The 24,292-nt window shown below is 28.9% G+C and carries 22 protein-coding genes; 17 read left to right on the top strand and 5 right to left on the bottom strand.

Annotated elements, in window-relative coordinates; translation table 11 throughout:
* The first annotated feature begins 381 nt into the window (after positions 1 to 381).
* The 4 genes from KTC94_RS08410 (at position 382) to KTC94_RS08395 (ending at position 6,342) form a co-directional block, all read left to right on the top strand.
* Positions 382 to 2,220 carry an APC family permease gene (locus tag KTC94_RS08410; protein ID WP_220320280.1) on the top strand — a complete coding sequence of 613 codons (1,839 nt, stop codon included), beginning with the start codon at positions 382 to 384 and terminating at the stop codon, positions 2,218 to 2,220.
* A gap of 525 nt (positions 2,221 to 2,745) precedes the next feature.
* Complete coding sequence (locus KTC94_RS08405; protein ID WP_165413305.1) at positions 2,746 to 3,435, top strand: response regulator transcription factor; 690 nt, start codon at positions 2,746 to 2,748, stop codon at positions 3,433 to 3,435.
* Between the two features lie 4 nt (positions 3,436 to 3,439).
* On the top strand, positions 3,440 to 4,825 hold the full coding sequence (locus KTC94_RS08400) for an ATP-binding protein (protein WP_216303223.1): 1,386 nt from the start codon (positions 3,440 to 3,442) through the stop codon (positions 4,823 to 4,825).
* A 38-nt stretch (positions 4,826 to 4,863) separates the two neighbouring features.
* Positions 4,864 to 6,342 (top strand): hypothetical protein, encoded by a 1,479-nt coding sequence (locus KTC94_RS08395; RefSeq protein WP_220320279.1) that lies wholly within the window; start codon positions 4,864 to 4,866, stop codon positions 6,340 to 6,342.
* A 28-nt stretch (positions 6,343 to 6,370) separates the two neighbouring features.
* Here the strand turns inward: KTC94_RS08395 and KTC94_RS08390 are convergent, their stop codons facing one another.
* Positions 6,371 to 7,291 carry a polysaccharide deacetylase family protein gene (locus KTC94_RS08390; protein WP_220320278.1) on the bottom strand — a complete coding sequence of 307 codons (921 nt, stop codon included), beginning with the start codon at positions 7,289 to 7,291 and terminating at the stop codon, positions 6,371 to 6,373.
* A 600-nt stretch (positions 7,292 to 7,891) separates the two neighbouring features.
* On the opposite strand from KTC94_RS08390, the gene KTC94_RS08385 reads away from it, so the two are divergent.
* Complete coding sequence (locus KTC94_RS08385; RefSeq protein WP_220320277.1) at positions 7,892 to 9,367, top strand: 4Fe-4S dicluster domain-containing protein; 1,476 nt, start codon at positions 7,892 to 7,894, stop codon at positions 9,365 to 9,367.
* Between the two features lie 73 nt (positions 9,368 to 9,440).
* Here the strand turns inward: KTC94_RS08385 and KTC94_RS08380 are convergent, their stop codons facing one another.
* Positions 9,441 to 11,033 (bottom strand): glycine betaine ABC transporter substrate-binding protein, encoded by a 1,593-nt coding sequence (locus KTC94_RS08380; RefSeq protein ID WP_220320276.1) that lies wholly within the window; start codon positions 11,031 to 11,033, stop codon positions 9,441 to 9,443.
* The gene (locus tag KTC94_RS08375; protein ID WP_165413311.1) at positions 11,033 to 12,160 is read right to left on the bottom strand and encodes an ABC transporter ATP-binding protein; all 1,128 of its coding nucleotides are present in this window, start codon (positions 12,158 to 12,160) and stop codon (positions 11,033 to 11,035) included. The genes KTC94_RS08380 and KTC94_RS08375 overlap by 1 nt, the downstream gene beginning before the upstream one ends.
* Before the next feature lie 571 nt (positions 12,161 to 12,731).
* On the opposite strand from KTC94_RS08375, the gene KTC94_RS08370 reads away from it, so the two are divergent.
* On the top strand, positions 12,732 to 13,166 hold the full coding sequence (locus tag KTC94_RS08370; RefSeq protein WP_258876443.1) for a hypothetical protein: 435 nt from the start codon (positions 12,732 to 12,734) through the stop codon (positions 13,164 to 13,166).
* 67 nt (positions 13,167 to 13,233) lie between these two features.
* Here the strand turns inward: KTC94_RS08370 and KTC94_RS08365 are convergent, their stop codons facing one another.
* Positions 13,234 to 14,259 carry a DUF3048 domain-containing protein gene (locus KTC94_RS08365; protein WP_220286769.1) on the bottom strand — a complete coding sequence of 342 codons (1,026 nt, stop codon included), beginning with the start codon at positions 14,257 to 14,259 and terminating at the stop codon, positions 13,234 to 13,236.
* A 267-nt stretch (positions 14,260 to 14,526) separates the two neighbouring features.
* Here KTC94_RS08365 and KTC94_RS08360 point away from each other — a divergent pair, with 267 nt between their 5' ends.
* The 3 genes from KTC94_RS08360 (at position 14,527) to KTC94_RS08350 (ending at position 17,278) form a co-directional block, all read left to right on the top strand.
* Positions 14,527 to 15,267, top strand: coding sequence for a LytTR family DNA-binding domain-containing protein (locus KTC94_RS08360; protein WP_216303218.1), 741 nt, complete (start codon positions 14,527 to 14,529; stop codon positions 15,265 to 15,267).
* On the top strand, positions 15,255 to 16,586 hold the full coding sequence (locus KTC94_RS08355; RefSeq protein WP_220320275.1) for a GHKL domain-containing protein: 1,332 nt from the start codon (positions 15,255 to 15,257) through the stop codon (positions 16,584 to 16,586). Before KTC94_RS08360 ends, KTC94_RS08355 begins: the two co-directional genes overlap by 13 nt.
* A gap of 476 nt (positions 16,587 to 17,062) precedes the next feature.
* Positions 17,063 to 17,278: a hypothetical protein gene (locus tag KTC94_RS08350; protein ID WP_216303216.1), complete on the top strand. Its 216-nt coding sequence runs from the start codon at positions 17,063 to 17,065 to the stop codon at positions 17,276 to 17,278.
* 197 nt (positions 17,279 to 17,475) lie between these two features.
* On the opposite strand, the gene KTC94_RS08345 is transcribed toward KTC94_RS08350, so the two are convergent.
* Complete coding sequence (locus KTC94_RS08345; protein ID WP_220286767.1) at positions 17,476 to 18,078, bottom strand: accessory gene regulator ArgB-like protein; 603 nt, start codon at positions 18,076 to 18,078, stop codon at positions 17,476 to 17,478.
* 174 nt (positions 18,079 to 18,252) lie between these two features.
* On the opposite strand from KTC94_RS08345, the gene KTC94_RS08340 reads away from it, so the two are divergent.
* The 8 genes from KTC94_RS08340 (at position 18,253) to KTC94_RS08305 (ending at position 24,291) form a co-directional block, all read left to right on the top strand.
* Positions 18,253 to 18,402 (top strand): cyclic lactone autoinducer peptide, encoded by a 150-nt coding sequence (locus KTC94_RS08340; protein ID WP_165413317.1) that lies wholly within the window; start codon positions 18,253 to 18,255, stop codon positions 18,400 to 18,402.
* A 307-nt stretch (positions 18,403 to 18,709) separates the two neighbouring features.
* Positions 18,710 to 18,925, top strand: coding sequence for a hypothetical protein (locus tag KTC94_RS08335; protein ID WP_216303214.1), 216 nt, complete (start codon positions 18,710 to 18,712; stop codon positions 18,923 to 18,925).
* Positions 18,926 to 19,088: 163 nt separating this feature from the next.
* Complete coding sequence (locus tag KTC94_RS08330) at positions 19,089 to 19,835, top strand: ABC transporter ATP-binding protein (RefSeq protein WP_216303213.1); 747 nt, start codon at positions 19,089 to 19,091, stop codon at positions 19,833 to 19,835.
* On the top strand, positions 19,810 to 21,270 hold the full coding sequence (locus KTC94_RS08325; protein ID WP_216303212.1) for a hypothetical protein: 1,461 nt from the start codon (positions 19,810 to 19,812) through the stop codon (positions 21,268 to 21,270). Before KTC94_RS08330 ends, KTC94_RS08325 begins: the two co-directional genes overlap by 26 nt.
* On the top strand, positions 21,263 to 22,141 hold the full coding sequence (locus KTC94_RS08320) for a PqqD family peptide modification chaperone (protein ID WP_216303211.1): 879 nt from the start codon (positions 21,263 to 21,265) through the stop codon (positions 22,139 to 22,141). The genes KTC94_RS08325 and KTC94_RS08320 overlap by 8 nt, the downstream gene beginning before the upstream one ends.
* 18 nt (positions 22,142 to 22,159) lie before the next feature.
* Positions 22,160 to 22,441 (top strand): hypothetical protein, encoded by a 282-nt coding sequence (locus KTC94_RS08315; RefSeq protein ID WP_165413322.1) that lies wholly within the window; start codon positions 22,160 to 22,162, stop codon positions 22,439 to 22,441.
* Positions 22,431 to 23,015, top strand: a complete 585-nt coding sequence (locus KTC94_RS08310; RefSeq protein ID WP_220286766.1) for a thioredoxin domain-containing protein — start codon at positions 22,431 to 22,433, stop codon at positions 23,013 to 23,015. The genes KTC94_RS08315 and KTC94_RS08310 overlap by 11 nt, the downstream gene beginning before the upstream one ends.
* A 115-nt stretch (positions 23,016 to 23,130) precedes the next feature.
* On the top strand, positions 23,131 to 24,291 hold the full coding sequence (locus tag KTC94_RS08305; RefSeq protein ID WP_216303209.1) for a hypothetical protein: 1,161 nt from the start codon (positions 23,131 to 23,133) through the stop codon (positions 24,289 to 24,291).
* Position 24,292 lies beyond the last annotated feature (1 nt).

Here is a 24,292-nt window from a genome sequence, read left to right as displayed (position 1 = left end):
AGGAGTTACAAAGAAAGAGGTATAGCAGGATTTTGCTATACCTCTTTCTAATTGAAGCTAAATTAATTAAAGAGGGGGGGATGCAATGAAATTATTGTTCTATGTGGAAACATAGAAGATTTAAAAATAAGTTAGAATATTTTTAGGAATTTAAATATAGACTAATAAGATGTAATATTGAAACAATTACAATTCCATCTAAAACGTACATATAGTAAGGATATAAGCGGATGGGGATTAAAATGTAATAGTTTTGTCAATTTAGTCGCGGATTTGTTTTTATTTTAGCTTAAATGAAAGAATACAAAATTGAAGTCTTTGAATCAATACTATATAATAAATAAATAAATAAATGAAAAATTCTATAATAGAGGTGTAATTATGTTTTCAAAATTAAGAGAACTACTAATAGGGAAGACACTAAAAACAGAAGAATTAGAAGGAGAAAAATTAAATGTTTTTTGGGGACTTCCTATATTATCTAGTGATGCCGTTTCTTCAGTTGCATATGCAGGGGAAGAAATTTTAATTGTGTTAATTAGTGTTATAGGTATTATAGCATATAGATATATGTTTTATGCTGCGTTGTGTATTGTCGTACTATTATTTATACTTGTTTTTTCTTATAGGCAAACTATTGATAGCTACCCATGTGGTGGTGGATCATATATAGTCGCAAAGGATAATCTTGGTACAATCCCTGGGCTTACTGCTGGTGCAGCGCTTTCCATAGATTATGTACTGACAGTTGCTGTTAGTATATGTGCTGGAACGGCTGCAATAACCTCAGCGATGCCATCCTTGCTTCCTCTTAAAGTAGCTATAGCTCTTGCAATGTTATTCTTTATAACAATAGGTAACCTAAGAGGAGTGAAGGAATCATCTAAACTTTTTGGAGTTCCAACATACTTATTTATAGTTTCATGTGTAGTGCTTATTGTAACCGGTATTGTTAAGCATTACATTTTTGGATATTCACCAGCACCTATGTATTCAGTGCCACAAGCAGCAGGTGATATTACATTGTTCCTGTTTCTTAAAGCGTTTGCTTCAGGCTGTACTGCATTATCAGGGGTTGAAGCGGTAAGTAATGGTATACCTAATTTTAAAGCACCATCACAAAAAAATGCAAAAGCTGTTTTGAGTTTATTGGCTTTTTTAGTTCTTTTTATTTTTGGTGGGTTATCTTTCCTAGCAATAATTTATCGGCCAGTACCTATTGCAGATGTGACAGTATTTGCTCAAATTGCTCAACAAGTTTTCGGAAAAAGCATTATGTTTTACACTATGCAAGTTACCACTGCGTTAATTTTAGTAATGGCTGCAAATACAGCCTATGCAGGTCTACCACTGTTACTCTCTATAATGGCAAAGGATGGATATGCTCCAAGGCAATTTTCTCAAAGAGGAAAGAGACTAAGCTTTTCAAATGGAATAATAGTATTAGGGGCAGCTGCTGCTATGTTAATTATTTTATTTAAAGCTGATACTCATTTGCTTCTCCCTTTATATGCAGTAGGCGTATTTTTATCTTTTACACTTTCGCAGGTTGGAATGTTCTTAAAGTGGAAAAGAAGTAGAACTCTGGGATGGAAACATAAGGAATTTATAAATGGATTAGGTGCAGTTGTAACTTTTATTACAGTAATACTCATAGGTATAACAAAGTTTTTCCACGGAGCCTGGATAGTTTGTATTGTAATACCTTTACTTGTTTATCTTATGGTTAAGATTAAGCAACATTATAATAAGATAGCGCAACAACTTAAATTATCATTAGAACAAAGACCTAATGAAGGAGTGACAACGAATAACCAACAACATGTAATAATACTTGTAGGAGCATTAAATAAATCATTTTTAAAGGCATTAAACTGTGCTAGATGCCTATCACAAAATGTAGTTGCATTTCATGTATCAACTGATGCTGAAGCTACTGAAAAATTAGAAAGAAAATGGGAAGAGTATAATCCTGGGATTCCATTAATAATAAAATATTCCTCCTATAGAGACATAATGAAACCATTAATGAATTTTATAGAATCTGAAGAACGTGCTTCAAAACATGGAGAAACTGTGACAGTTGTAATATCACAATATGTCATTACTAAGTGGTGGCATAATTTACTTCATAACCAAACAGCATATTTTATAAAGAGTATGCTATATAAAAATAGAAATGTAGCAGTGCTTACTGTACCATATATAATAAAAGAGTAGAAACTCTAAAATTCTTTGCCTAGTCCAATACTTCATGGTCATTATTAAGAAAAATTAAATAATTTAAACAAAAGCACTTAATATGATTAAGTGCTTTTTTCAGAGCACATTATACATCTACCTTAAATTCTAAATGTTTCGCTTTTTCAAAGTTAGGAGTTAATTTTAAGAAAAGAACTAAATTTCTAGAAATGTGCGCAGGCAAGTACCGCCGTTTTAAGTGGTTTAGTTCTTAATTATTATAGGGTTACTCTATTTTTGACGTATAAACTGTTTTGAGTTGAACCAGTTTGTTTTAATTGTAATAAATCTAAATAATGCTAAGGCTGATCCGATTGCAGAGCGAAGCATAAGATGATCTAGTCCAAAAATCACAGCAATAAAGATTGCGATGGAGGAGCATTACAAAGCAATTAGAATATTATTACTTATAATATTTCATAGCTGCATTATGTTATAATTAAAGCTAATAATATGTAAAGCAGATTGTAGTAGAATATTGCTTTCATTGTAAGAGGTGAAATTATGGAAAAAAAAGTGCTCATTATAGAAGATGAGGAATCTATTAGAGGGTTTATTAAAATTAATTTCCAAAGAAATAACTTTTTAGTGCTTGAAGCTGTATCTGGAGAGGAAGGTTTAGAAAAAGTCCACCAGGAGCGACCAGATTTAATAATCTTAGATATAACACTTCCTGGTATGGATGGGTTTAAAACCTGTGAATTGTTAAGGGCTGATTTTCCGAATTTGGGTATTATCATGCTTACTGCTAGAGGACAAGATATGGATAAAATAATGGGCCTTGAGTATGGTGCTGATGATTATATGGTAAAACCATTTAATCCTTTAGAACTTATTGCCAGAGCAAATTCTCTACTTAGACGAATGAGTCATAGTGAAGAGAAAAATCCTGAGCGATTAATATCTGGGTGCTTCATCATAGATACTGTTTCAATGAAGGTATATAAAAATCGCCAGCTTCTAGATTTAACTCCTAAAGAATACTTGATTCTGAAGGCCTTCATGGAAAATGAGGAAAAAGCTTTTAGTAGAGATGATTTATTAAACTTAGTATGGAATTATGAATACTTTGGAGACTCTAAAATTGTAGATGTTAACATACGACGTCTTAGAGAAAAAATTGAAGATACTCCTTCTAAGCCCAAATATATAGAAACAGTATGGGGCGTTGGATATAGATGGAAAAAGAGGTGATATTTTGAGAGGAATAAAAGCCAGACTTGTTTGGAGTTATCTATTAGTGATTTTTTTTACGGTAATTACCTTAGAAGTTTTTCTTACGGTTTCTATAGAGAAATATTACTACAAAAACATGGAGTCTTTGCTTTCGAGCCAAATTAAGGGGTCTGTTGATTTTTATAATAATTATTTTTCTTCATCAAGTTTAAAGGAAAATGTGGAGAATAATGCTGATATTTTTTGGAAAAACACCTCTGCTGAGGTCCAAATTATTGATAACTCAGGAATGATGCTAATGGATTCAATTGGTAATTTTAATGAGAAACCTATTGAAGATGATGATGTAAAAAAGGCATTGATGGGGGGACTTGGAACCTTTACTAAGAAAGATAAGTATACAAAAGAAAATTTTATGTACGTTTCATACCCCTTAAAATCCTCTAATAAAATAGAGGGTGTACTGCGTTTTGTTACTTCATTATCTGAGGTAGATGCACTGATTCGTAAAATAACATTTCTTTTCTTAGGAGTTGGGGCTCTTGTAATTGTGATTTCTGGTGTTTCTAGTATATTTATATCTAATACTATTGTGGAACCCTTAGAGGAAATAAAAAACCTAGCTAAGAAATTTGCGTCTGGAAACTTCAATGAAAGACTAGAAAAAATAAGAAATGATGAGATTGGAGAACTATCCGATACATTTAATTTTATGGCTGAAGAAATTGAAAAAAATCAAAAGTTGAAAAATGAATTTATTGCGTCGGTTTCTCATGAACTTAGAACTCCGTTGACATCTATAAAAGGTTGGGCTGCAACTATTAGTTCTGGTAGTTTAGAAGATAAGGAAGAAATCCTAGATGGACTTAGCATCATAGAAAAGGAAAGCGATAAACTTACAGGAATGGTGGAAGAACTGTTGGACTTTTCTAAATTTATATCTGGAAAAGTACCACTTACAAAAGAATATGTAAATATTCAAAGCATTATAGCCTATATAGAAAAACAGTTTATGCCCAAGTCAATACGTCACAATATTAATTTTACTGTTAAAATACAAGAAGCTTTATCTCCAGTTTTTGCAGATGAAAAAAGGGTGAATCAAGTTATTATTAACGTTTTAGATAACGCCTTTAATTTTACAAAAAAAGGGGGCAATGTAACACTCGAAGCATGCATTGCCGGTAATAATATTTGCATTATTATAAAGGACGATGGAATAGGAATTTCACCGGCGGATTTGCCTAAAGTCACAGAAAAATTTTTCAAAGGCAGAACAAGTATGTCACAAAATGGAATAGGACTTTCTCTTTGTAAAGAAATCGTAGAAATGCACAATGGTAAACTTGAGATTTCAAGTGAACACGGCATGGGTACAGATGTTAGAATATTCTTACCGTTGGCATAAGAAATAATAAAATTTAAATATATAAGAGGTGGCTCGCAGTGAAAAAGGCGTTATGTTTATTTTTTGTTTTATTTTCTATTATAATTTTTATATGGAGTCAGTATGTAGGATTAAATTTAAACTCTCAGGGATTACATAAAAAACTCAAGGTGTCTCCTATAGGAGGAAGCTGGACAGTAGAAAAATATGTTTCTATTGGTGGAGCTACAATAGATGATAAAAAGGCAAAAGAATTAATTGGAAAGAGTGCTTATTTTAGTGAAGATACAGTTGACTTTAATGGTGACATTTCTAATAATCCTCAATATAAAGTTAAGTCCGTGAATACTAAAAACTATTTTTGGAATACTGTAAAAATAAGTGCTAAAAGTTTAGGAATACAAAATGATGATGTGCAAATTATAACCATTAACTCCAATAATATTTTTTACGATGAATACATAAAGTTGGATGAGGTAACTTTAATAAAAAATTATGAGGGCATTTTATTATATTTTCATAAAGTAAAAGATTCTAGTACTACGCATTCATATGATAAAGATAAAGAAGATAACACAAAAATTTTAATCAGTAAGGCAGAAAAAGAAATAAGATCTAAGTCAGGATTATTACTTGGACTAAGGTATGAAAACCCTAAAGCGGAAGATGGGCTTAGCAAATATTTATATAAAACCTTAATGATTAGTTCGGTAAATGATAAAATTCTACCCATTGTGGAAACTAAAGATTTGCTACTTCCAAGGCAAGATGGATTTTGGAAGGTAGGGATAAGTAAGAAAATAGAAAATGGAGATGCTAAGGATGTACTTTGGTCTTATCCAATTAATCCAATTAATCCGACTAAACCGATAAATACAAATTCAAAACAAATAAAGTATACCAAAGCGGAAGGTAGTATGGCTATTAAATTTGTAGGTAGCAATTATGTTTCAATTGATACTTTAGAGGATGTAAATAATAATTATTCAGAAAATAAATACACTAATAATCAGCTTAAAATTCTTCCTATGGATAATCTATTGGGAGAATCCATAAAACTTACAAGCATACTGGGAAGGGAAATAGAAAAGTCTACTTTGGCAGGTACACTTTTAAACGCACCTAAAAACATTAAAGATGAAAATCTAAAAAAAGTGGATACTAATTGGGGTGTAATAAGAAGGAGTGGACGATGGATACTAAGGGGAAGAATGGAAACGAAAATAAATAGTAAGAATTCATTTATAGATTTTGATATTCCTTATGCTACACCTAAATCATTAACTACATATGATAATTTATTTCCTTCTTTTAACGTAATAAAAACAAAGGTTCCTAGTGCAGTGGATGCTTATTCCTCACCTAATAGAGACTTTGTTGTTGTTCTAACCAATACAGAATTAATGGTTTTTACTATAAAAGGATATAACCTTGGAGAAAAATCATTAACTTTGAAGTTTAAATCAGGAGAGCTGCCAGTAATGGCCCATTGGGCTACGGGTAGTTATGTGGATGATTGGCAAAAAAAAGTAAAATAAGTGCTAACGCGACTAGTCGCGTTAGCACTTATTTTATTGTTTTAAATTCATATCCTTGACCCTTTAAATATTCTATAATTTGAGGTAATGCATTAGCAGTTCCTATTTTACCATAAGTATCATGCATCAATATAATTACTTTTTCTTTTGTTCCAACCTCTTCCTTTAATATGCTAAGGAACTCTTCTGGACTTTTATTGCGCTTACCTTCCGCGTCTTTAATTTGAGCATTCCAATCTATACTGACCATGTTTTTTTTCTTTAATATTGTATCAAACTCTGGTAAAGTTGGATCTTTATAATATGTCCTGGACATATATCCTCCTGGCACCCTTAAAATATTTGTATTAAAATCCTGGCCAAGAATATTTTTTAAAGCGTCCTCGGTTTTTTTTACATCATTCATGAAAACAGGTATATTAATTTTGTTGTTAGGAAACAACACATTCAGGCTATGACAATAAGTGTGATTGCCTATTGCATGTCCTTCATTAAATTCACGCTTTACAAGTTCTTTACTTTTTTCATTCTCTTCTATATTTTCTCCAATCAAAAAAAATGTTGCTTTAACGTCATACTCTTTTAGAATATCTAGTATTTGGGGGGTTACAGTGGTAGATGGACCATCATCAAAGGTAAGAAATGCTATCTTCTTACCATCATTTTTTTCTTTGTAATTTACTATGGCATTTACCTTTGTAGCATCATAAATGTACTTTTGTCCTTCTTTATTTACGGTATAATTTTTTGGTGGTTTATTGATGGTTTCATTATTATGCTGTAATGCATTATTATTTGTAGCAGTAACTGGTTCAGCTTTAACTTCTTCTTTAAGAAAATTTTTACCTATTATGAGAGCACCTATTAAAATTAAAAAAATGCAGCCAGATAATAAATTTATTTTTATAGTTCTTTTATTAAGTCTCTTTGTTTCATTAATATTTAACACTTATTTAACACTTCCTTAACAGCTTATTTGCAAATAATAAACACTGAATAAAATTACAATTAAATACAACTTGTCCAAAATTTGCAATATTATCATCTCATATGTAAAATGTTGTCGTATCTATACATTTATAATACTACTTATTCTAATTTAAAAGATTACAGAATTATTACAATTTCATTACATATTTCATATTACGTTTAAATTTAACTTGCTAAGCACTCAGAAAAAATTAGGATTAAACAAAATTATGAATATGATGTAGTTGTATTAGTTGTATTAGATGAGCTTACTATAGAATTATATTTTAAATTTATGGATATAGAATGTATATTGGAATTAATAAAAAATAAACCAGAAGTTTAGAACTTATTATAACAATGGTGTTTTGTCAAGGAAAGGTATTGTGGGTACTTGAGGGGCCCACTTGCTGATTTCTTAACATAGTGATATTATTTTAATGTAACTAAAACCAATTATTAGGAACAATACATATATATATTCTCGATAATAGGAATTGAATATCTTTTACACGTTTTTAAAAGTGTCTACAATTTGATATTCATACTTTACATTATAAAAATAGGAGAAGTGATAAATTTGAAGCATTTTGATAATGATATACAACTTATAAAATATGAGGTAATAACAGAGGTAGTTAAACTTGCGATTAAAGGAACTCTAAAAAAAGAAGGTAGAAATCTATTTAAGGTTCTTGTTCCGGGCCCTAAAGCAAGAACTCGTTGTTGTATTCATAAGGAAAGGGCAATTATTGGGGAAAGAATAAAACTTGTAATGGGCGGATGTAAAAAAAACAAAAATGTTATTGAAGTAATAAGTATTGCTTGTGATGAATGTCCCATACAACGATTCACGGTTACCGAAGCTTGTAGAGGTTGTTTAACACACAAATGCATTCAAGTATGCCCTGTGGATGCAATTCACTCTATAAATCGTAGATCTTACATTGATACAGAAAAATGTATTGAATGTGGCAAATGTGAAGCTGCTTGCCCGTACAACGCAATTTCTGATGTTATGAGACCATGTCGTAGAGCTTGCAGTGCAGGCGCATTAAGTATTGATGAAGATAAAAAAGCAGTAATAGATAATGATAAATGTATACAATGCGGTGCTTGTGTTTATCAATGCCCTTTTGGTGCGATTATGGATAAATCATCAGTAGTAGATATTACTAATACATTAATAGAATCAAAAGAAGATAAAAATATGCATGTATATGCTGTCGTTGCGCCTGCAATCGCTAGTCAATTTACCGATGTTAAGATTGGTCAAGTACTTTCAGGTATAAAAAAAATGGGCTTTTATGATGTCGTAGAAGCAGCTATTGGTGCAGATATGGTAGTTCAAAATGAAACAAAAGAATTTATAGAAACTATCGAGGAGCTCAAAACTATGACAAGCTCTTGTTGCCCAGCTTTTGTTTCATATATTAAGAAAAATTACCCAGAGCTCGGTAAACATGTATCAAGCACAGTTTCTCCGATGATAGCAATTTCTAAGCTCATTAAAAATACAGATCCTTTAGCTAAAGTTGTATTTATTGGACCTTGTACGGCTAAAAAAATGGAAATAAAGCAATCAGATATAAAAGGCATTACTGATTATGTAATGACTTTTGAAGAACTTCAGGCAATGCTTGAGGCATTTGAAATAGATCTTCAAGAGTGTGAAGAACTTCCTTTGAATAATGCTTCTTATTATGGAAGGATTTTTGCTAAAGCTGGTGGTCTTACCGAAGCAGTAAAACACTTAGTTGATGCTGAAAATGTTTCAGTTGAGTTTAAACCTATTAGCTGTGACGGCCTTATTGAATGTGATAAAGCCTTGAAATTATTGAAATTTAATAGATCAAACGGCAATTTCATAGAAGGAATGGCTTGTTCTGGTGGATGCATAGGTGGAGCAGCATCCCTTAAACATGGTTCACGAGATAAAAATGAAGTAAATAAGTACGGAAAATTAGCGTTAGAAAAAGATGCTAGCGATTCACTCAAAGTAATAAAGGTAGAGGAAATTGATATGCACCGTGGTAAAAACTTCATGTCTAAATAATCTTTTATAAGAAGAGGTATAGCAAAATTTTGCTATACCTCTTCTTATAAAAGATATTCTATAACTTTATATACTACTTAATCAATTTATTTTCCCTTAAAAAGTCTTCGGCAACCTTTGCTGGTTCTTCGGAAAGCTTATCAACTTTATAATTTAAGTCTATCATTTTTTCTTTCGTAATCTTGCCGCCTAATTTATTAATTAAAGGTTTAAGTTCTGGATGTTTTTCAAGAGTTTTACTACTAACTATGGGTACACAATCATAATTTGGGAAGAAGTTTTTATCATCTTTTAAAACCTTAAGGTTATATGACTTTAATAACCCTTCAGTTTTAAAAGCATCTATAGCATCTACTTTTTTATTGTCTAAGGCTGTATACCGAAGTCCTCCATCAATCGCGCTAGCACTTTTAAATTTCAAATTATATACTTTAGTTAATCCTGAATAACCATCTGCTCTATTGCAAAATTCTAATGTAGCACCGAGATTAAGCTCGCCTCCTACTTTTGCAAGGTCTGAAATGGTCTCTAGATTGTATTTTTTAGCAGTGTCTTGTCCTACCGACAATGTATAAGTATCATTAAAACCAAGGGGGTTTAGCCAAGTTATACCGTAGTTTTTAATGTAATAATCACTTACAATTTTATAAGCTTTAGCTGGATCATTAATTGGGGACCTCTTCATAATACCGACTAAACTCATTCCAGTATACTCAGGGTACATGTCTATTTCACCAGTTTTTAATGCAGAATAAGCGAGGCCTGATCCTCCTAAATTTAAATGTGTCTCTACTTTGATATCTGTATTTTTTTCTATTAGTGTTGCTAGTATATTACCTAATATAATTTGTTCGGAACTGTTGTAACAACCTACAACAATAGTGTCAGTCTTTTTAGTGGACATATACACACCGCTAGCTATCAGTATCATAGCTAAACTACTAGCTATGATTTTTTGCGTTTTACTAAACTTGTGTTTTTTTCTCTTAGACAGTTTAATTGTTCCATCTGCTTTTCTGATTCCTGGAGGTGTTACCCCTTGTTCAATTTTCTCTACAATAGAGTCCATTAACAGTGCTAATAAACATGCAGGAATTGCTCCAGCTAGAATCATATTATTATCTACCGTTTGCACACCTGAGAATACCATATATCCAAGTCCGCCTGCACCTATAAATGCTGCAATTGTCATAAGTCCAACAGCAGTAACTGCTGATATTCTTATACCAGTCATAATTACTGGGAACGCAAGTGGTAATTGAACTAATTTAAGTACTTGTTTATTTGTCATACCCATGCCTTTAGATGACTCGATTACATCTGGATTTATATTCATAAGTCCAGTATAGGTATTTTTTATAATAGGAAGTAGTGAATATAAAAATACCATAAGTATTGCTGGCGTACTACCTATTCCAAGTATTGGTATTAAAAACCCTAATAAAGCTAAACTAGGTATTGCTTGTATTAAATTCGCAAGACCTATAACGGGCCCCGATAACTTCTTAACTCTAGATATTAATATACCTAAAGGGATTCCAATAATTATGGCTATAACCACAGCAAATACGGTTAATTCAATATGTTGAAGTGTTAAATCTATTATTTGACTCTGCCTTGAAACTACAAAGTCTTTAAAACTAACTATTCCATTTAATATGCCCATTATTCATCATCCTCCTGGTTAATATACTGATTGCTTAAAACAATCAACAAGCTACTCTCAGTAATTAATCCAACTAATTTAGAACTGTCATCTACAACTGGAACATATCCAATTTTAAGTTCATTCATTAGATTTAATATATCTATTAAAGAGTCATCTAAATTAACGGTTTTAATTTCTGTGCCCATAATAGTATTTACCTTTATAGAACCTATATAATTCCTTATAATATCTTTTATTGTAATGATTCCTTCCAGCTTATCTTCTTTATTAATAATTAACAAGCTGTCCACTTTGTTTGCCTTCATGATTTCTAAAGCTTGGACTACTGTTCTGTTGCCACTAGTTGTAATTGGCTCTGTAATCATAATATCCCTAGCTTTTATAAACCCTGGTTGCTGCCATATTCTATTTTTACCTATAAATTCTTTAACGAAATCATTAGCAGGATTATTTAAAATTTCTTCTGGAGTATCATACTGAACAATGTTTCCGTCCTTCATAATACAAATTCTATCACCGAGCTTAAGGGCTTCATCCATATCATGAGTTACGAAAACTATTGTCTTTTTAGACTCTTGCTGAAGATTAAACAATTCATCTTGAAGCTGATTTCTCGTAATTGGATCTAAGGCACTAAAAGGCTCGTCCATAAGAATTACATCTGGATTTGTTGCCCAGGCCCTTGCTACCCCAATTCTTTGTTGCTGACCTCCACTTAATTCACATGGATATCTATCAACATACTCTTCTGCCTTCATTCCTACCATCTTTAAAAGTTCAGTTGTTCGGTCAAGTATTTTATCTTCTGGCCATTTTTCCAGCATTGGTATTATTCCAATATTCTCTCCTACAGTCATATGTGGTAAAAGTCCTGTTTGCTGTATGACATACCCCATATTCCGTCGTAGCTTAATTGTATCACCCTTTAATATATTTTTACCATCCAAGTGTATGCTCCCTGATGTTGGTGAAATTAACCTATTAATCAATTTTAAGGTTGTGGTTTTACCGCAACCACTTTGTCCTACTATAACTACAAATTCTCCCTTATTTACAGTAAAACTAATGTCGTTAATTACGGTTTTGCCCTTGAAAACCTTCCTTATATTCCTAAACTCTAACATATAACCTCTCCTCAATAAAATAATAGAATGTCAGTCAAATTTTATTAATTAAAACTAACAACCTATATGGTATCATAGGATTGTCTGTTTACAAAACTCCATAAATTGAGAATAAATGTGACAGGTCTGTCAATATTGGGGTATAGGTGATATACGGATAAAAATGGAACATATGCTAGATAATAGTACCATTACTGGCTATATGGTCTTTTATAGGGGCCGAATATAGGCTATTTATGTTTTAAACATTTTATATTTTGTTTTTGTAGTACAAATCGAGTTTGTTTTAGTCGCCCACGTAAGTTTTACGTTTTAAGTGATGACGGTAAAGAAGCATATCATTGTTTAAAAAGTGAGTGGAAATCTCTTTCAAAACACTTAGATGTATTATTAATGGAGGATGGGTTTAAAACTTGGAAACCCTAGTTATAAATTGTTCACAATATTGACACTTAAATGCAACAATTATTTGTTACTATTATTAAAAGAAGCAGAAGTGCTGAAAAATAATATCAGTATTAAAACGAAATTATAATATAGCCTTTAATGGCGGAAATGGGGACGAATTACTATGAAAATCAAAGCAAAAAATGCGTCTAAAAAATCAGGAAAATCTGCTATTTCAATTACTTTGTATGTTGTCGCTTCAGTTGTTGTAATTATGGGAGTTGCATTATTAGTTAATAATGTTTTCTTATATAGAACTAACTTTAATCAAGCTGTAGCTCAGGGTTATTCTGCCGCTACTGTAAGGGATGCGTTAGTGCCATCACAATTGTTGCCAGGAATATTTGAACCAGTTGCAATATATGGAGGTATCGCATTTCTTCTATTAGGAGTGGGTGTAGTAAACAAAAAAGTTTCAAAATGTTTAATATGCTTAACTAAAGCTGAGGTTTGTAATGATATTGTTGAAGAAGATATTGATGAAGAATATTTTGATGAGGAATATATTGTAGAAACAATTAATCAGGAAGAAATTGATGGAAAAATTCAAAAAGCTTAATCGAAATACAACAAAAAGACTTGTCTCATTATACGAGGCAAGTCTTTTTTTCGCCTAACCTTATAATTTAATTAATATCTACAATGGTATTTTTATCTACAATGTTCCAGCAAGTTTTTCCAGGATTTAATGGCAAATTATTACCACCCTCATCAGTTAGAAGTGTTTGCGAAGTGGCATCTTTTTTAGCCCAATGCATTTTTATAAATTTACCATTACTAATAACATAACCATCCCCCTTACCTACAAGAGAAATGTCTAAATGTTGTCCATCTGCTTGTTTTTTAATGGAGGTGATTTGCACCACTATGGTTTTAAATGCTAGTGGAAGCTTATTCTCTTTATTAGTTGATGATTTTCCATCCATGCTTTTGAGGTAAAGGCCATCCTTATAATTGTAACCAGTGTTGTAATTTTTGTTTATTTTTAAAAGTACATCTATAGCTTTCGGTGATTTAGCGTTATCCCAATAGCCTTTGTCAAATTTTAATTTTACAGTAGGAGCTTTGACAAAATCTTTTCTTTTAACAAGTTCTCTTAATTTTTCTGTGGAGGTATAAAGATTATGAGGAGCCTTTCGCAGCGAATCTCTCCAATAAGTAGAAGCATGTGTCATTTCATTCATACTCATCAAGTTTTCATTTTTTATTTTAACAAGAGCTTCCGAACTTCCACCACAATGAGCAAAGGGCAGGTTATATTCTTTTGAAATATCTAAGAAGTAAGGCCTGGCACTTCTAATTGGTCCAACCTTTTCAGCATTGTTTTTTTGAAATAATGCAATGAATCTAGGTGTGCCACCTTCAGCCATGGTCTCATAAACTATATCCGCAGCATTCAAACCCGATTGAGGTCTTGCAGCTACTGAGTTTTCTACTACCACAAGCACAGCAATATTATCTAATAGTTCTTTTTTTACCGCTTCACCCGTATAAGGAGAGAAGTACTTTTGTGAGGTCTTTACAGCTGATTCTGTTTTTTTAGGGTTTGATTGCTTTGGCGTAGCAATAGATTCAGCTTTTTTGCTACAACCCTGCGAAATAAAGCTTATGGAAATAATTATACAAAATAATAGTATAGATTTGTTTTTCAAAGCAACATCTCCTTAGTTAATTTTAGAGGAAAACGTCATTACATTCATTCCTCTATTTTAATCTATTCGAAATGTCGTGTATATAGAATAATATAAAAACTAAAAATGCCATAGGAGGATTAAATTCGCTCATAAAAACCACCGCGGGCATAGCTCATGTAACTAATTAGCAATGTAGTGTTTTTTTGTTGGAAATGGTATAATAATAATGTAAATTGTCATATTATTATAAGTTTTAGTTTGAATTCTTATTAAGGTGGTGCTAAAATGCTTGATATAATTATTTGTGAAGATAATGAGATGCAAAGGGAAAAGATTGAATGTATTATAAAAAATAAATTAATAGATTTAAAGCTTGATTTAAAGATAGTTTTATCAGCTGATAATTCTAAAGATGTAGTTAATCATCTTAAGAACAACATAGAAAAAAGCTTTATTTACTTTTTAGATGTAGATTTAGGCACTAAATCAAATGGAATAGACCTTGCAAAAGAGATAAGAAATTATGATACAAAAGGATATATTGTTTTTATAACTTCACATGCTGAGTTATCATTTTTAACATTTAAATATAAAGTACGAGCTTTTGATTATATCTTAAAATTTGATGATGAGGCTCTTAAAAGCAGCATTTCAGAATGCTTAAGTGGAGCCTACAATAATTATAAAAATGTTAATGTTAAAGAAAAAGAAGTCATTTCAATAAATCTAGTGAATAGGATTGAAAACTTTCTATTTAATGAAATCCTATTCTTTGAAACAGCAGATATTGGTCATAAATTAAGGGGCCATACGACTAATGGCCATTTTGAGTTCTATGGAAAAATGAAGGATCTAGAAGCTAAATTACCATCATATTTTTATAAATGTCACAGATCTTATATAGTTAATACCACCAAAATTAAGTTTTTTGATAAAAAAAATAAAACTATCTATATGATAAATGATGAAATCTGTTATAGTTCAGCATTATATCTAAAAGGATTAATTAAAAAATGTTTAATATGATAATGGAGTTATTATATATATTTATTATTGCATTAAATTTTGGTATTATTATGATTAATATAAGTTATATGGATATAACTAAAAAAAACTTTTTAGTTATTAATAGTGTTTTATTTTCTATAATTGTATTATTGAATAATTATAATGAAAACAAGTTGATAATTCCTATTACAACAATAATAATGAGTATATATTTATATATACTTTTTAAAAAAGTATACTATGCTCTATTAATTTCTATTTTTATACAATTGATTTTTGCTTTTGGTGATGCTGTTACTGGGGTTATCTTAGTTTTTATTTTAAAAATTAAATATTGTGATATACTAAATAATCCTAAAATTAAATTATTAACAGCTTTATTAATCTTAATAGTATGTTATTTTCTAAGTAAATTTTCATGTAAAGTTTTAAAAAATAACTATGTTAAAAATTTTTTGAATATAAAATCAAAAAATATTTCTATTTTAGTCTCTACTGTAGTAATATCACTTATTTCTATATATTCTTATTCTTTATCATTAAAAATGATATTTAATAAGCCTAATAAATTTTTTATTTCATTAAACCTTTTTTTGATAATTAGCTATTTTATTGTGATATTAATATTAACTCATACAAATAACGAAAGTATTAAAAAAGATTTAGAATGGGATTACAGAGAAAAGGAATTGGCCCATCTTAAAGAATATACTATAAATTTAGAAAATCTTTCAAATGACTTAAGAAGTTTTAGACATGACCAAATTAATATATTCCAAACAATAGGGGCATATATTGAGTCAGAAAATATAAAAGGGTTGAAGGAATTCTATTATAAAGAATTAATGCCTGAAAGTAAAAAAATATTGGAAAAGAATCGATCTTATACATCACTTATGCATATAAAAATTGATTCGTTGAAAGGACTACTTTCTTCTAAAATTATTAAGGCTCAATCAAAAAACATAAAAGTCAAAATAGAGATTGTGGACGATGTTAATGGATTATCAATATACTTAATAGATATCTGTAGAATTACTGGAATTATTTTTGATAATGCTATAGAAGCTGCGATATTATGCGATAACAAATTTATTGAATTTTTAGTATATAAAAATAATAATAGTACTACATTTATTATAAAAAATTCTTGCCCGGAAAATACTGCATCTATTCATAAAATATACGAGAAAAATTTTTCAACAAAAGGCGTCAATAGAGGAATAGGCTTAAAAACTGTTAAAGATATTTTGAATGAAAAATATGATAATGTATATTTAAATACTAGTATTGATAATTTCGTTTTTACACAAGAACTAATTATTGTTAATAATTAGTTCTTGTGTTGTAAATTTTCATAGTCATTATTTGATTTTCTGAAAATAAAAAGTCTAAGAGAGTAATTTATTGATAAAAATTAATATTAATTACATTTCACGCTCAAAAAAGCCCAACTTAGGAAATAATGTAGAATCAAATAATTAAACATGGTAAAATAAAGTCATGGTAATTCAAGTAAATCGATAGAAGAACTGAGGAAAAAGGGTTTATAAGATTGTGCTAAAAGTTTGGATTTAGTGCTATAGAAATAGACTAATAATTACATTGTATGTAAACGATTGTCTGAATTGAATAATTATTAATCATGATGATATCTTGTTCCATTCTTTTGTTTAGGTATTTTAGTTCTCGCGAAACTAAAATACCAAATCATGAGCGGGAAGCAAGTTATTTATATAAATTATTAAAATATAATGGGGTAAGTCAAAGATAGATTAATATTTTTGACAATACCACAAAAAAGGGGTGTCTTATGGAAACTTATTTATGTCCAAAAATAGATTGTACTTCAGTTGAAGTTACTGAAGATCAAGCGTGGGTTATAGTATTTATGGCAGCGTTACTAGCGGTAGGTGTTACATGGATGGTAGGCATGTCAGTGTGGTGTGTTAGTAATGGTTACAAGGGATTCACTGGTGATTATAGCATAGTTGAATGGGGATTAAAAGTCAATTTTGAATGTAAATAAAATGTAATAATAAATTTATTTTATTATTGCAACATCTTAGACAAGCTTATAATTAGGCTTGTCTAAGATTTATTTATAATCTATATTTGGATACTGTAAGGATATTTAGAATTAAAAATATAATAATGTATATTTAAATATTAGTATTGATAACTTCGTTTTTACACAAGCACTAATTATTGTTAATAATTAGTGCTTTAAAGTTGCAGATTTTTATAGTTATTATAAGGTTTTCTGAAAATAAAGTAGGCAAAGGGAGTAATTAAAAAGGATTCTTGGAAGATGGAATAAATAATTATATTTTTATAAATTGAATTTGGTAATAATAGACTTACTGAACACGAAATTAATACAACAGCGATAGATTTTAGTTTTAAAGCTTTTCTTAATTTTTTGCTTACAAGGGGACGCTCAGCTGTATCGGCAGGAGCATATTTAACAACTAAAATTAAGCTTATTAAAAATAAGATAATTATTGAAGTTCTATTTAGAGTGAAATTTAGACTTAAAAACACATTTCCTAAGAAAATTATATAATTTAAAAAAATACACTTTAGGCTAGAGTCTGCATGAACGCCATTAGCAAAAGATCTAAGGAAGCCAAAAACTATAAATGCTATTAATGTATAGGTGAATACTTTAAGAAAATATGATGTTACAAACAGAATAATCAATTTGTATATACTAATTAATATAACTTGAGTGCCATAATGGAGTATTTCAAGTTCTTCCTCTGTCTTATCTAAATTTTTTTTGACAAATTCCATGTATAAGTTGCTTAATTTTTCATTTATATTCATATAACGCCACCCTAAACAATAATTTATTGATAAAAATTAATATTAATTACATTTCACGTGCAAAAAAGCCCATCTTAGGAAAAAATGTAGAATTAAGCAATCACAATATGGTAAAATAATATCATGGTAATTCAAGTAAAGCAATAGGAGAACTTAATAATAAGGGGTGGAAAAATGAAAAATTTAATATTAGAAAAAGTAGCTTCAATAACTTGTTCTGGTGTATCGGCAGTGGCGAAAGCTTCATCATCAATGTGTATAGTTTGGTCATTTAATGAATGTAAGATGCCTAAATCACTATATAAGGTTGATAAAAAATTATAAAGAGATTTGGTATGGGTTTGTATTTTAGGTAAGAATATTAAAAGGACAACCCTTAAAGGTTTATAATATGGTAGTAGAGGAATAAGGGTAGTAATTATTTTGTATGTAAACGATTGACTGAATTGAAGAATTATTAATCATGATGATATCTTGTTCCTTTCTTTTGATTAGGTATTTTAGTTCTCGCGAAACTAAAATACCTAATCCTGAATTGGAAGCAAGTTATTTATATAAATTATTAAAATAAAATTGGGTAAGTCAAAGATAGATTAATATTTTTGACAATACCACAAAAAAGGGGTGTTGTATGGAAACTTATTTATGTCCGAAAATTGACTGTACTTCAGTTGAATATACTGAAGATCAAGCGTGGATTATAGTATTTATGGCAGTATTACTAGTAATTGGTGTTACATGGTTCATAGGTATGTCAGTGTGGTGTCTTGCTAATGGTTACAGTGGCTTCACTGGAGATTATAGCATAATTGAATGGGGATTAAAAGTCAAATTTGAATGTTATTAAATGAATAAAATGCAATAAAAAAGCTATTTTATTGCATCATTCTTCAACTTAGACAAGCCTATAATGGATAATAAGCTTGTCTAAGTTTCATTTGAATTTATAGTTGATTGCAAAATAAAATTTTACAAAAACAATATTCTATTTAGGGAGGAGAACTTTTATTATGTTATCAATTAAAGACCTTAGTAAAAAATATTCAAATAATTTTTGGGGCATTCAAAATTTTGATTTAGAACTAAAAGAAAGAGAATTGGTTTCAATTGTTGGTCCAAACGGTTCTGGAAAAACTACAATAATTAATTGTTTACTTGGAGTTATTTCTCCAACCAAAGGGACTTTGTCTTTATACGGTCAAAAAAATAATACTAAGAAATTTAAAGAATATATTGCATATGTACCGGACGAACTATTACTTATTGAGTCTTTGACAGGTAAAGAATATATTAACTTCGTAAAATCAATGTATCAAAATGTAAATGACGAAAAGATTAAAAAACTTGTACAAATATATAATATGGCAGAAGCTATGGAGCAAATAATAAAAAATTATTCACATGGAATGAAGAAAAAGCTTCAATTAATTGCAGCATTTATGTTAGAAGGCAAATTGATGGTGTTAGACGAGCCATTTAGAGGATTAGATGTAGAATCGATAATAACAACAAAAAAAATGTTGAGAAAATTTTTGAAAGATGGAAAAAGTATTTTAATGTCAACTCATGATCTTCTTTTAGCTGATAGTTTGAGTGATAGAATTGTAATAATTTCAAAAGGGAGGAAAGTTGCAGAAAATACTAGTAATATATTAAAAAAAGAATATAACTGTAATTCACTTGAAGAAGTTTTTATTAAAGCATCTCTTGATAAAAGTAGGAGTGATAAAATTGACGAAGTCATTAATAATTTGTAAATTAATTTTTAAAATATGGCAGAGAAGTTTAGCAAAAATATTGAATACTAAAAGTAAGGTTGTAGGAGTAATTTCATTTTTATTATTTATTACCTTATTATCCGTAATAGCAGGATACTGTGTTGTAAATCCTATAATAGTAATGTTTGTGAATGGGGATACTAGGTCACTATATTTATTGTTTTCTGGTATATTGGTAAATATTTCTGTGGTAACAACGGCACTATTTGTATTGGTGAAATCTGTAATACAAGAACGCGGTGAATTTGAAATGCAGTTAAATTGGTTTCCGCTTACTACATTCGAAAGGAATTTAGGATACAAGCTTCCAATATTTTTTGTTGTATTTGTCAGCGAATTGTTTATAAATACTTTATTAGTTGTACCTTCATTGGTTATGAATGATTTACAGGGAGGTTTTTTGCTAGCCAGTATATTAGCTTTTATTATACAAATTACTTTTGTATTCTTTTTAAATACAATAATATATGACTTTTGTATATTTATTATATCTATGATTGGACTCCCTTATAGAAAGCTTATAACGCTTTTAATTTTACTAATGTCAGTATTTTATTATTTTATAGAAAATTTTTCGGTGGAAGGGATTTTATCTTCATACACTAAATTTGATTATAATATACTTTATTTAATTAGTGGAGTTCTTATGAAATCAGTAAAGGTTGCAGCATTTAATTCTGTAAGCTATTTAAGAATAAGTATTTATATCTTAATTACTGCATTTTTAGCTTTAAGCACTTTATTTTGCTATGAAAAAGTTCAGAATAACAACTCTTCTAAAATATTAAAATTTCTGCCTATGTCAAAGGGGTTTAATAGATCATTAATTATAAAAGAAGTTAAAGTTCAAATTAGAAATGAAGAAAACTACATAAATATAATAATTTTTTTGCTATTGTCAATTTTAGTAAGATTTAAATTGGGAAATTTAGAGCCGAATATTATGATAATAGGGATAGTAAGTTTAGTTTCTAGTATGTTGGCGCTAAACTCCTTTGGAAATGAAAATAATTACTTTATAATGTATAAAGCTAATGGGGTTGAATTGTTAAAGGTGTTGATTTCAAAGGCAATAGGATTATGTATTATCGGATATGGTTTATTTCTACTTATAACTATAATAATACTAGGAATTGATATGGATATATATCAAGTATTGATTAGCATTCCAATAGTTATTAGTTCAATAATATCATTATATATTTTAGGAATATTAATTCCAGTAGATAACAAGAACCCTTATATGGGTGTATTTGCTTTTTTTATTCTCTTTTTTACAATGATTCCTATAGTAGTTATATTAAATCAAATAATTACAACAAATATGTCTTTGATAATTGTGGCGGTAGTACTTACAATTATATTATTTACTGCTTTTTATTTAGTGGCCAAATGGAGGATAAAATATGAATAAATTAAAAAGAATACCATATATACCTCAAAATATTGAGATTAATAAAGATCACATATTTGATCATAATCTACATGCTGATATTCCAATAAATGAAACGGCTTATAAAATATTATTACTAGTTGATGGAATTAAAAGTGTAAGTGAGATTACAGAATATTTAAACAAAGAAATCAAGATCGATTATGATGTTCTATATAATGATATAAATAATTTATTCTATGAATTAAATAAAAATTATCTTTTAAACTGGAAGTATGACACCAATATAAGGATAAAAAAAATATTTATAAATCTTATTGCACAATATAAAAAAGGATATAAAGAACGAGTTACTATAAAAAACAGCAACTTTTTTTCTGTATTTAATAGTATTAATAATGTGATTTTTAAAAAAATAGGAATATTATTTATATGGACATTAGTTCTATACATATTGAGTGTAGTTTTAATTAGTGATAGTTTAGCTTCGGGAGTAGCATTTGGATTTTTGATCGCTTTTGTTGGATTAATTTTGAGCACAAACATACATGAATTATCTCATATGTATTCTTTATGGATAAAAAAGAAAAATAAAAATATAGGATTTTTAGGGGTAAGTCCATTGGGAGTGAGATTTGTAAGACCAGCAGAAACTAATTCTAAGAACAATATTATTATAGCCTTATCAGGATCAATAATTCCTGGAATCTTAGGAGTCTTAATGTACATCATTAGTTTCACTATGTTTAAAGAGTGGCAATATTCTGTGTATATCAATATTTTTGCGGGAATGTTTGTTATTCAATTAGTACATTTACTACCATTTACAGGTGATGGTAAAAATATTCTTAACTATATATTCTTAATGATATACAATAAAAAAATAATTTAGATACTAGGGGAGATTAATATGATAAAAATTAGTGAAAAAACATATGGTTTAGCGGCTGTTTTAAGTATAATTATTTTACCTATAACTGCTATGAGTTTAATCTTTCTTAAAATGTTTGGTAATAAAAGTGGTAAAATCCTTTTTAACACAATGGAGATTCTTAAAATTGGAAACAATGGCTATACGTTTAATATAAAGACTACATTTTTATTATTAGTTTTGGCTGTATTTTTGGCGACTATTGTCTTATCAATAATATTTAATATTTTATTGAAAGGATTAAGGAAAAATGAAGTTTAAAAGAAAGAAAAAATGTGTTGTCATTACAATAAGTTTAGTTCTATTAGTGATTATGGGTATTTTTATAAATAGATCTGAGGGTTTAAGTAAAAAAGATGATATTAAGACTATATCTAATGCTGGTATTGTTTTTGGTGATATTAAGGCACCTGTTAAGATAATTGAGTATACGGACTTTAATTGTCCAGATTGTAAAAAAATGAATGAAAATATTGAGCCAATCCTATTAGAATACATAGCTAATAAGAAGGTTGTTTTAATATTTAAGACTGTTAATGAAAATATGCATTTAAATATTCCTAAAATTAGTACAGAGGATTATAAAGAGATTGGAAAGATATTTAATGAAAAAGAAAAGTATATTAATCCAAAATCAGAGCAGTACTTAAAGTCATATTTAGGAGAGAAATTATATAATAAAAGGAAAGATGATAACAAGGAAATAAAGAAAGAAATAGACTATCTCAAGATTAATACGATACCAACAATGTATGTAGGTAATGAAAAAATGGTTGGTATTTATAAAAAAGACGAATTTAAAAGAATTGTAGAAGATATATTAAACTCCAATTAGGAAAATAAATTGTGGTGGAATTATGATTAGATGTTTTAATCGTAAATAAATAGTAGGAACTTTATCATATTCATAGTGAAATTGAAATAATAAATAATCCAAGTGAGGTTAAAATATGAGAAGTATGAATATTAATAAAGTAGTAAAAAGATACTGTAGAATATTATTTTTACTAATAATATTCTTTGCCATTAATTTCTTAATGGTCGACACAATTCATGCAAAGACTAATGAGTTAAATTTGATTTATTTCAATGTGCCTCTTTGTAATACATGCAATAAGTTTGAAGATGAACTAAATAAGTTACAGAAAGAACATAAAAATATTAAGATATATAAATATGATATAAGTAAAAGTCAAAATTATGAGATGCTTGTTAGATATAATAATGAATATAAGTTAAATAAAGAGACTGGAGGAGCACCAATTATATTCGTATCAGATAGATATATAAAAGAGCCGTCTGAAATAAAGTCTATAATAAGAGAAATATTACAGAATGAGAATGAGAAGGTTAAGGAAACACCTATTTTGGAGGGAATTCAGATAAATGCAAATTCATTCAATTATGATATTTTAGGTTTTATATTTACAGGATTTATTAATGGACTTAACCCATGCTCTATATCCATGCTCTTATTTTTTCTCTCACTTATTAGTGTCAAAAATGTTGGAATAAAGAAGCTTGGTTTTAGTTTTATTTTAGGTAAATTTATAGCATATTTATTAATAGGTTCAGTCTTATACACATATCTATCTAAAATAAATATAGGAATATATAATACAATAATGAAAGAAATATTTATATTGTTTTCTGCTATAATTATTTATTTGAATGTAAATGATTTTTTAAAAGCAAGAAAGGAAAAATTTGGACAAATTAAAAATCAACTCCCAAGAAAAGTTAGACGTTTTAATCACAATGTAATAAAAAGATTTTTGGAAAATAAAAGTGGGAAAATATTAGTTATTATAAGTTTTTTATTAGGTGTAGTTATTTCATTAGGAGAATTTTTATGTACAGGACAAGTATATCTTGCAAGTATAAGTTACATGATACAAAAAAATAGCATTTATTCTCTTAAGGCTTTTTCTTATTTATTCTTATATGATTTAGTATTTATTATACCACCAATTATAATCGTATTTATTATTGATAAAGGGACTGATATGTTCAAAGTATCATCATTCCTTGTAGAGAAAATGTATTTAATAAAACTATTAACCGCAATAGTGATGTTCTTATTTTGTTTATTTATAGTTTTTATAATTTAAT

It is taken from the genome of Clostridium sp. CM028 (genome assembly GCF_030585565.1).
Taxonomy (GTDB): Bacteria; Bacillota; Clostridia; order Clostridiales; family Clostridiaceae; genus Clostridium_AD; species Clostridium_AD estertheticum_B.
This window is presented reverse-complemented; position numbering and strand designations above follow the sequence as displayed.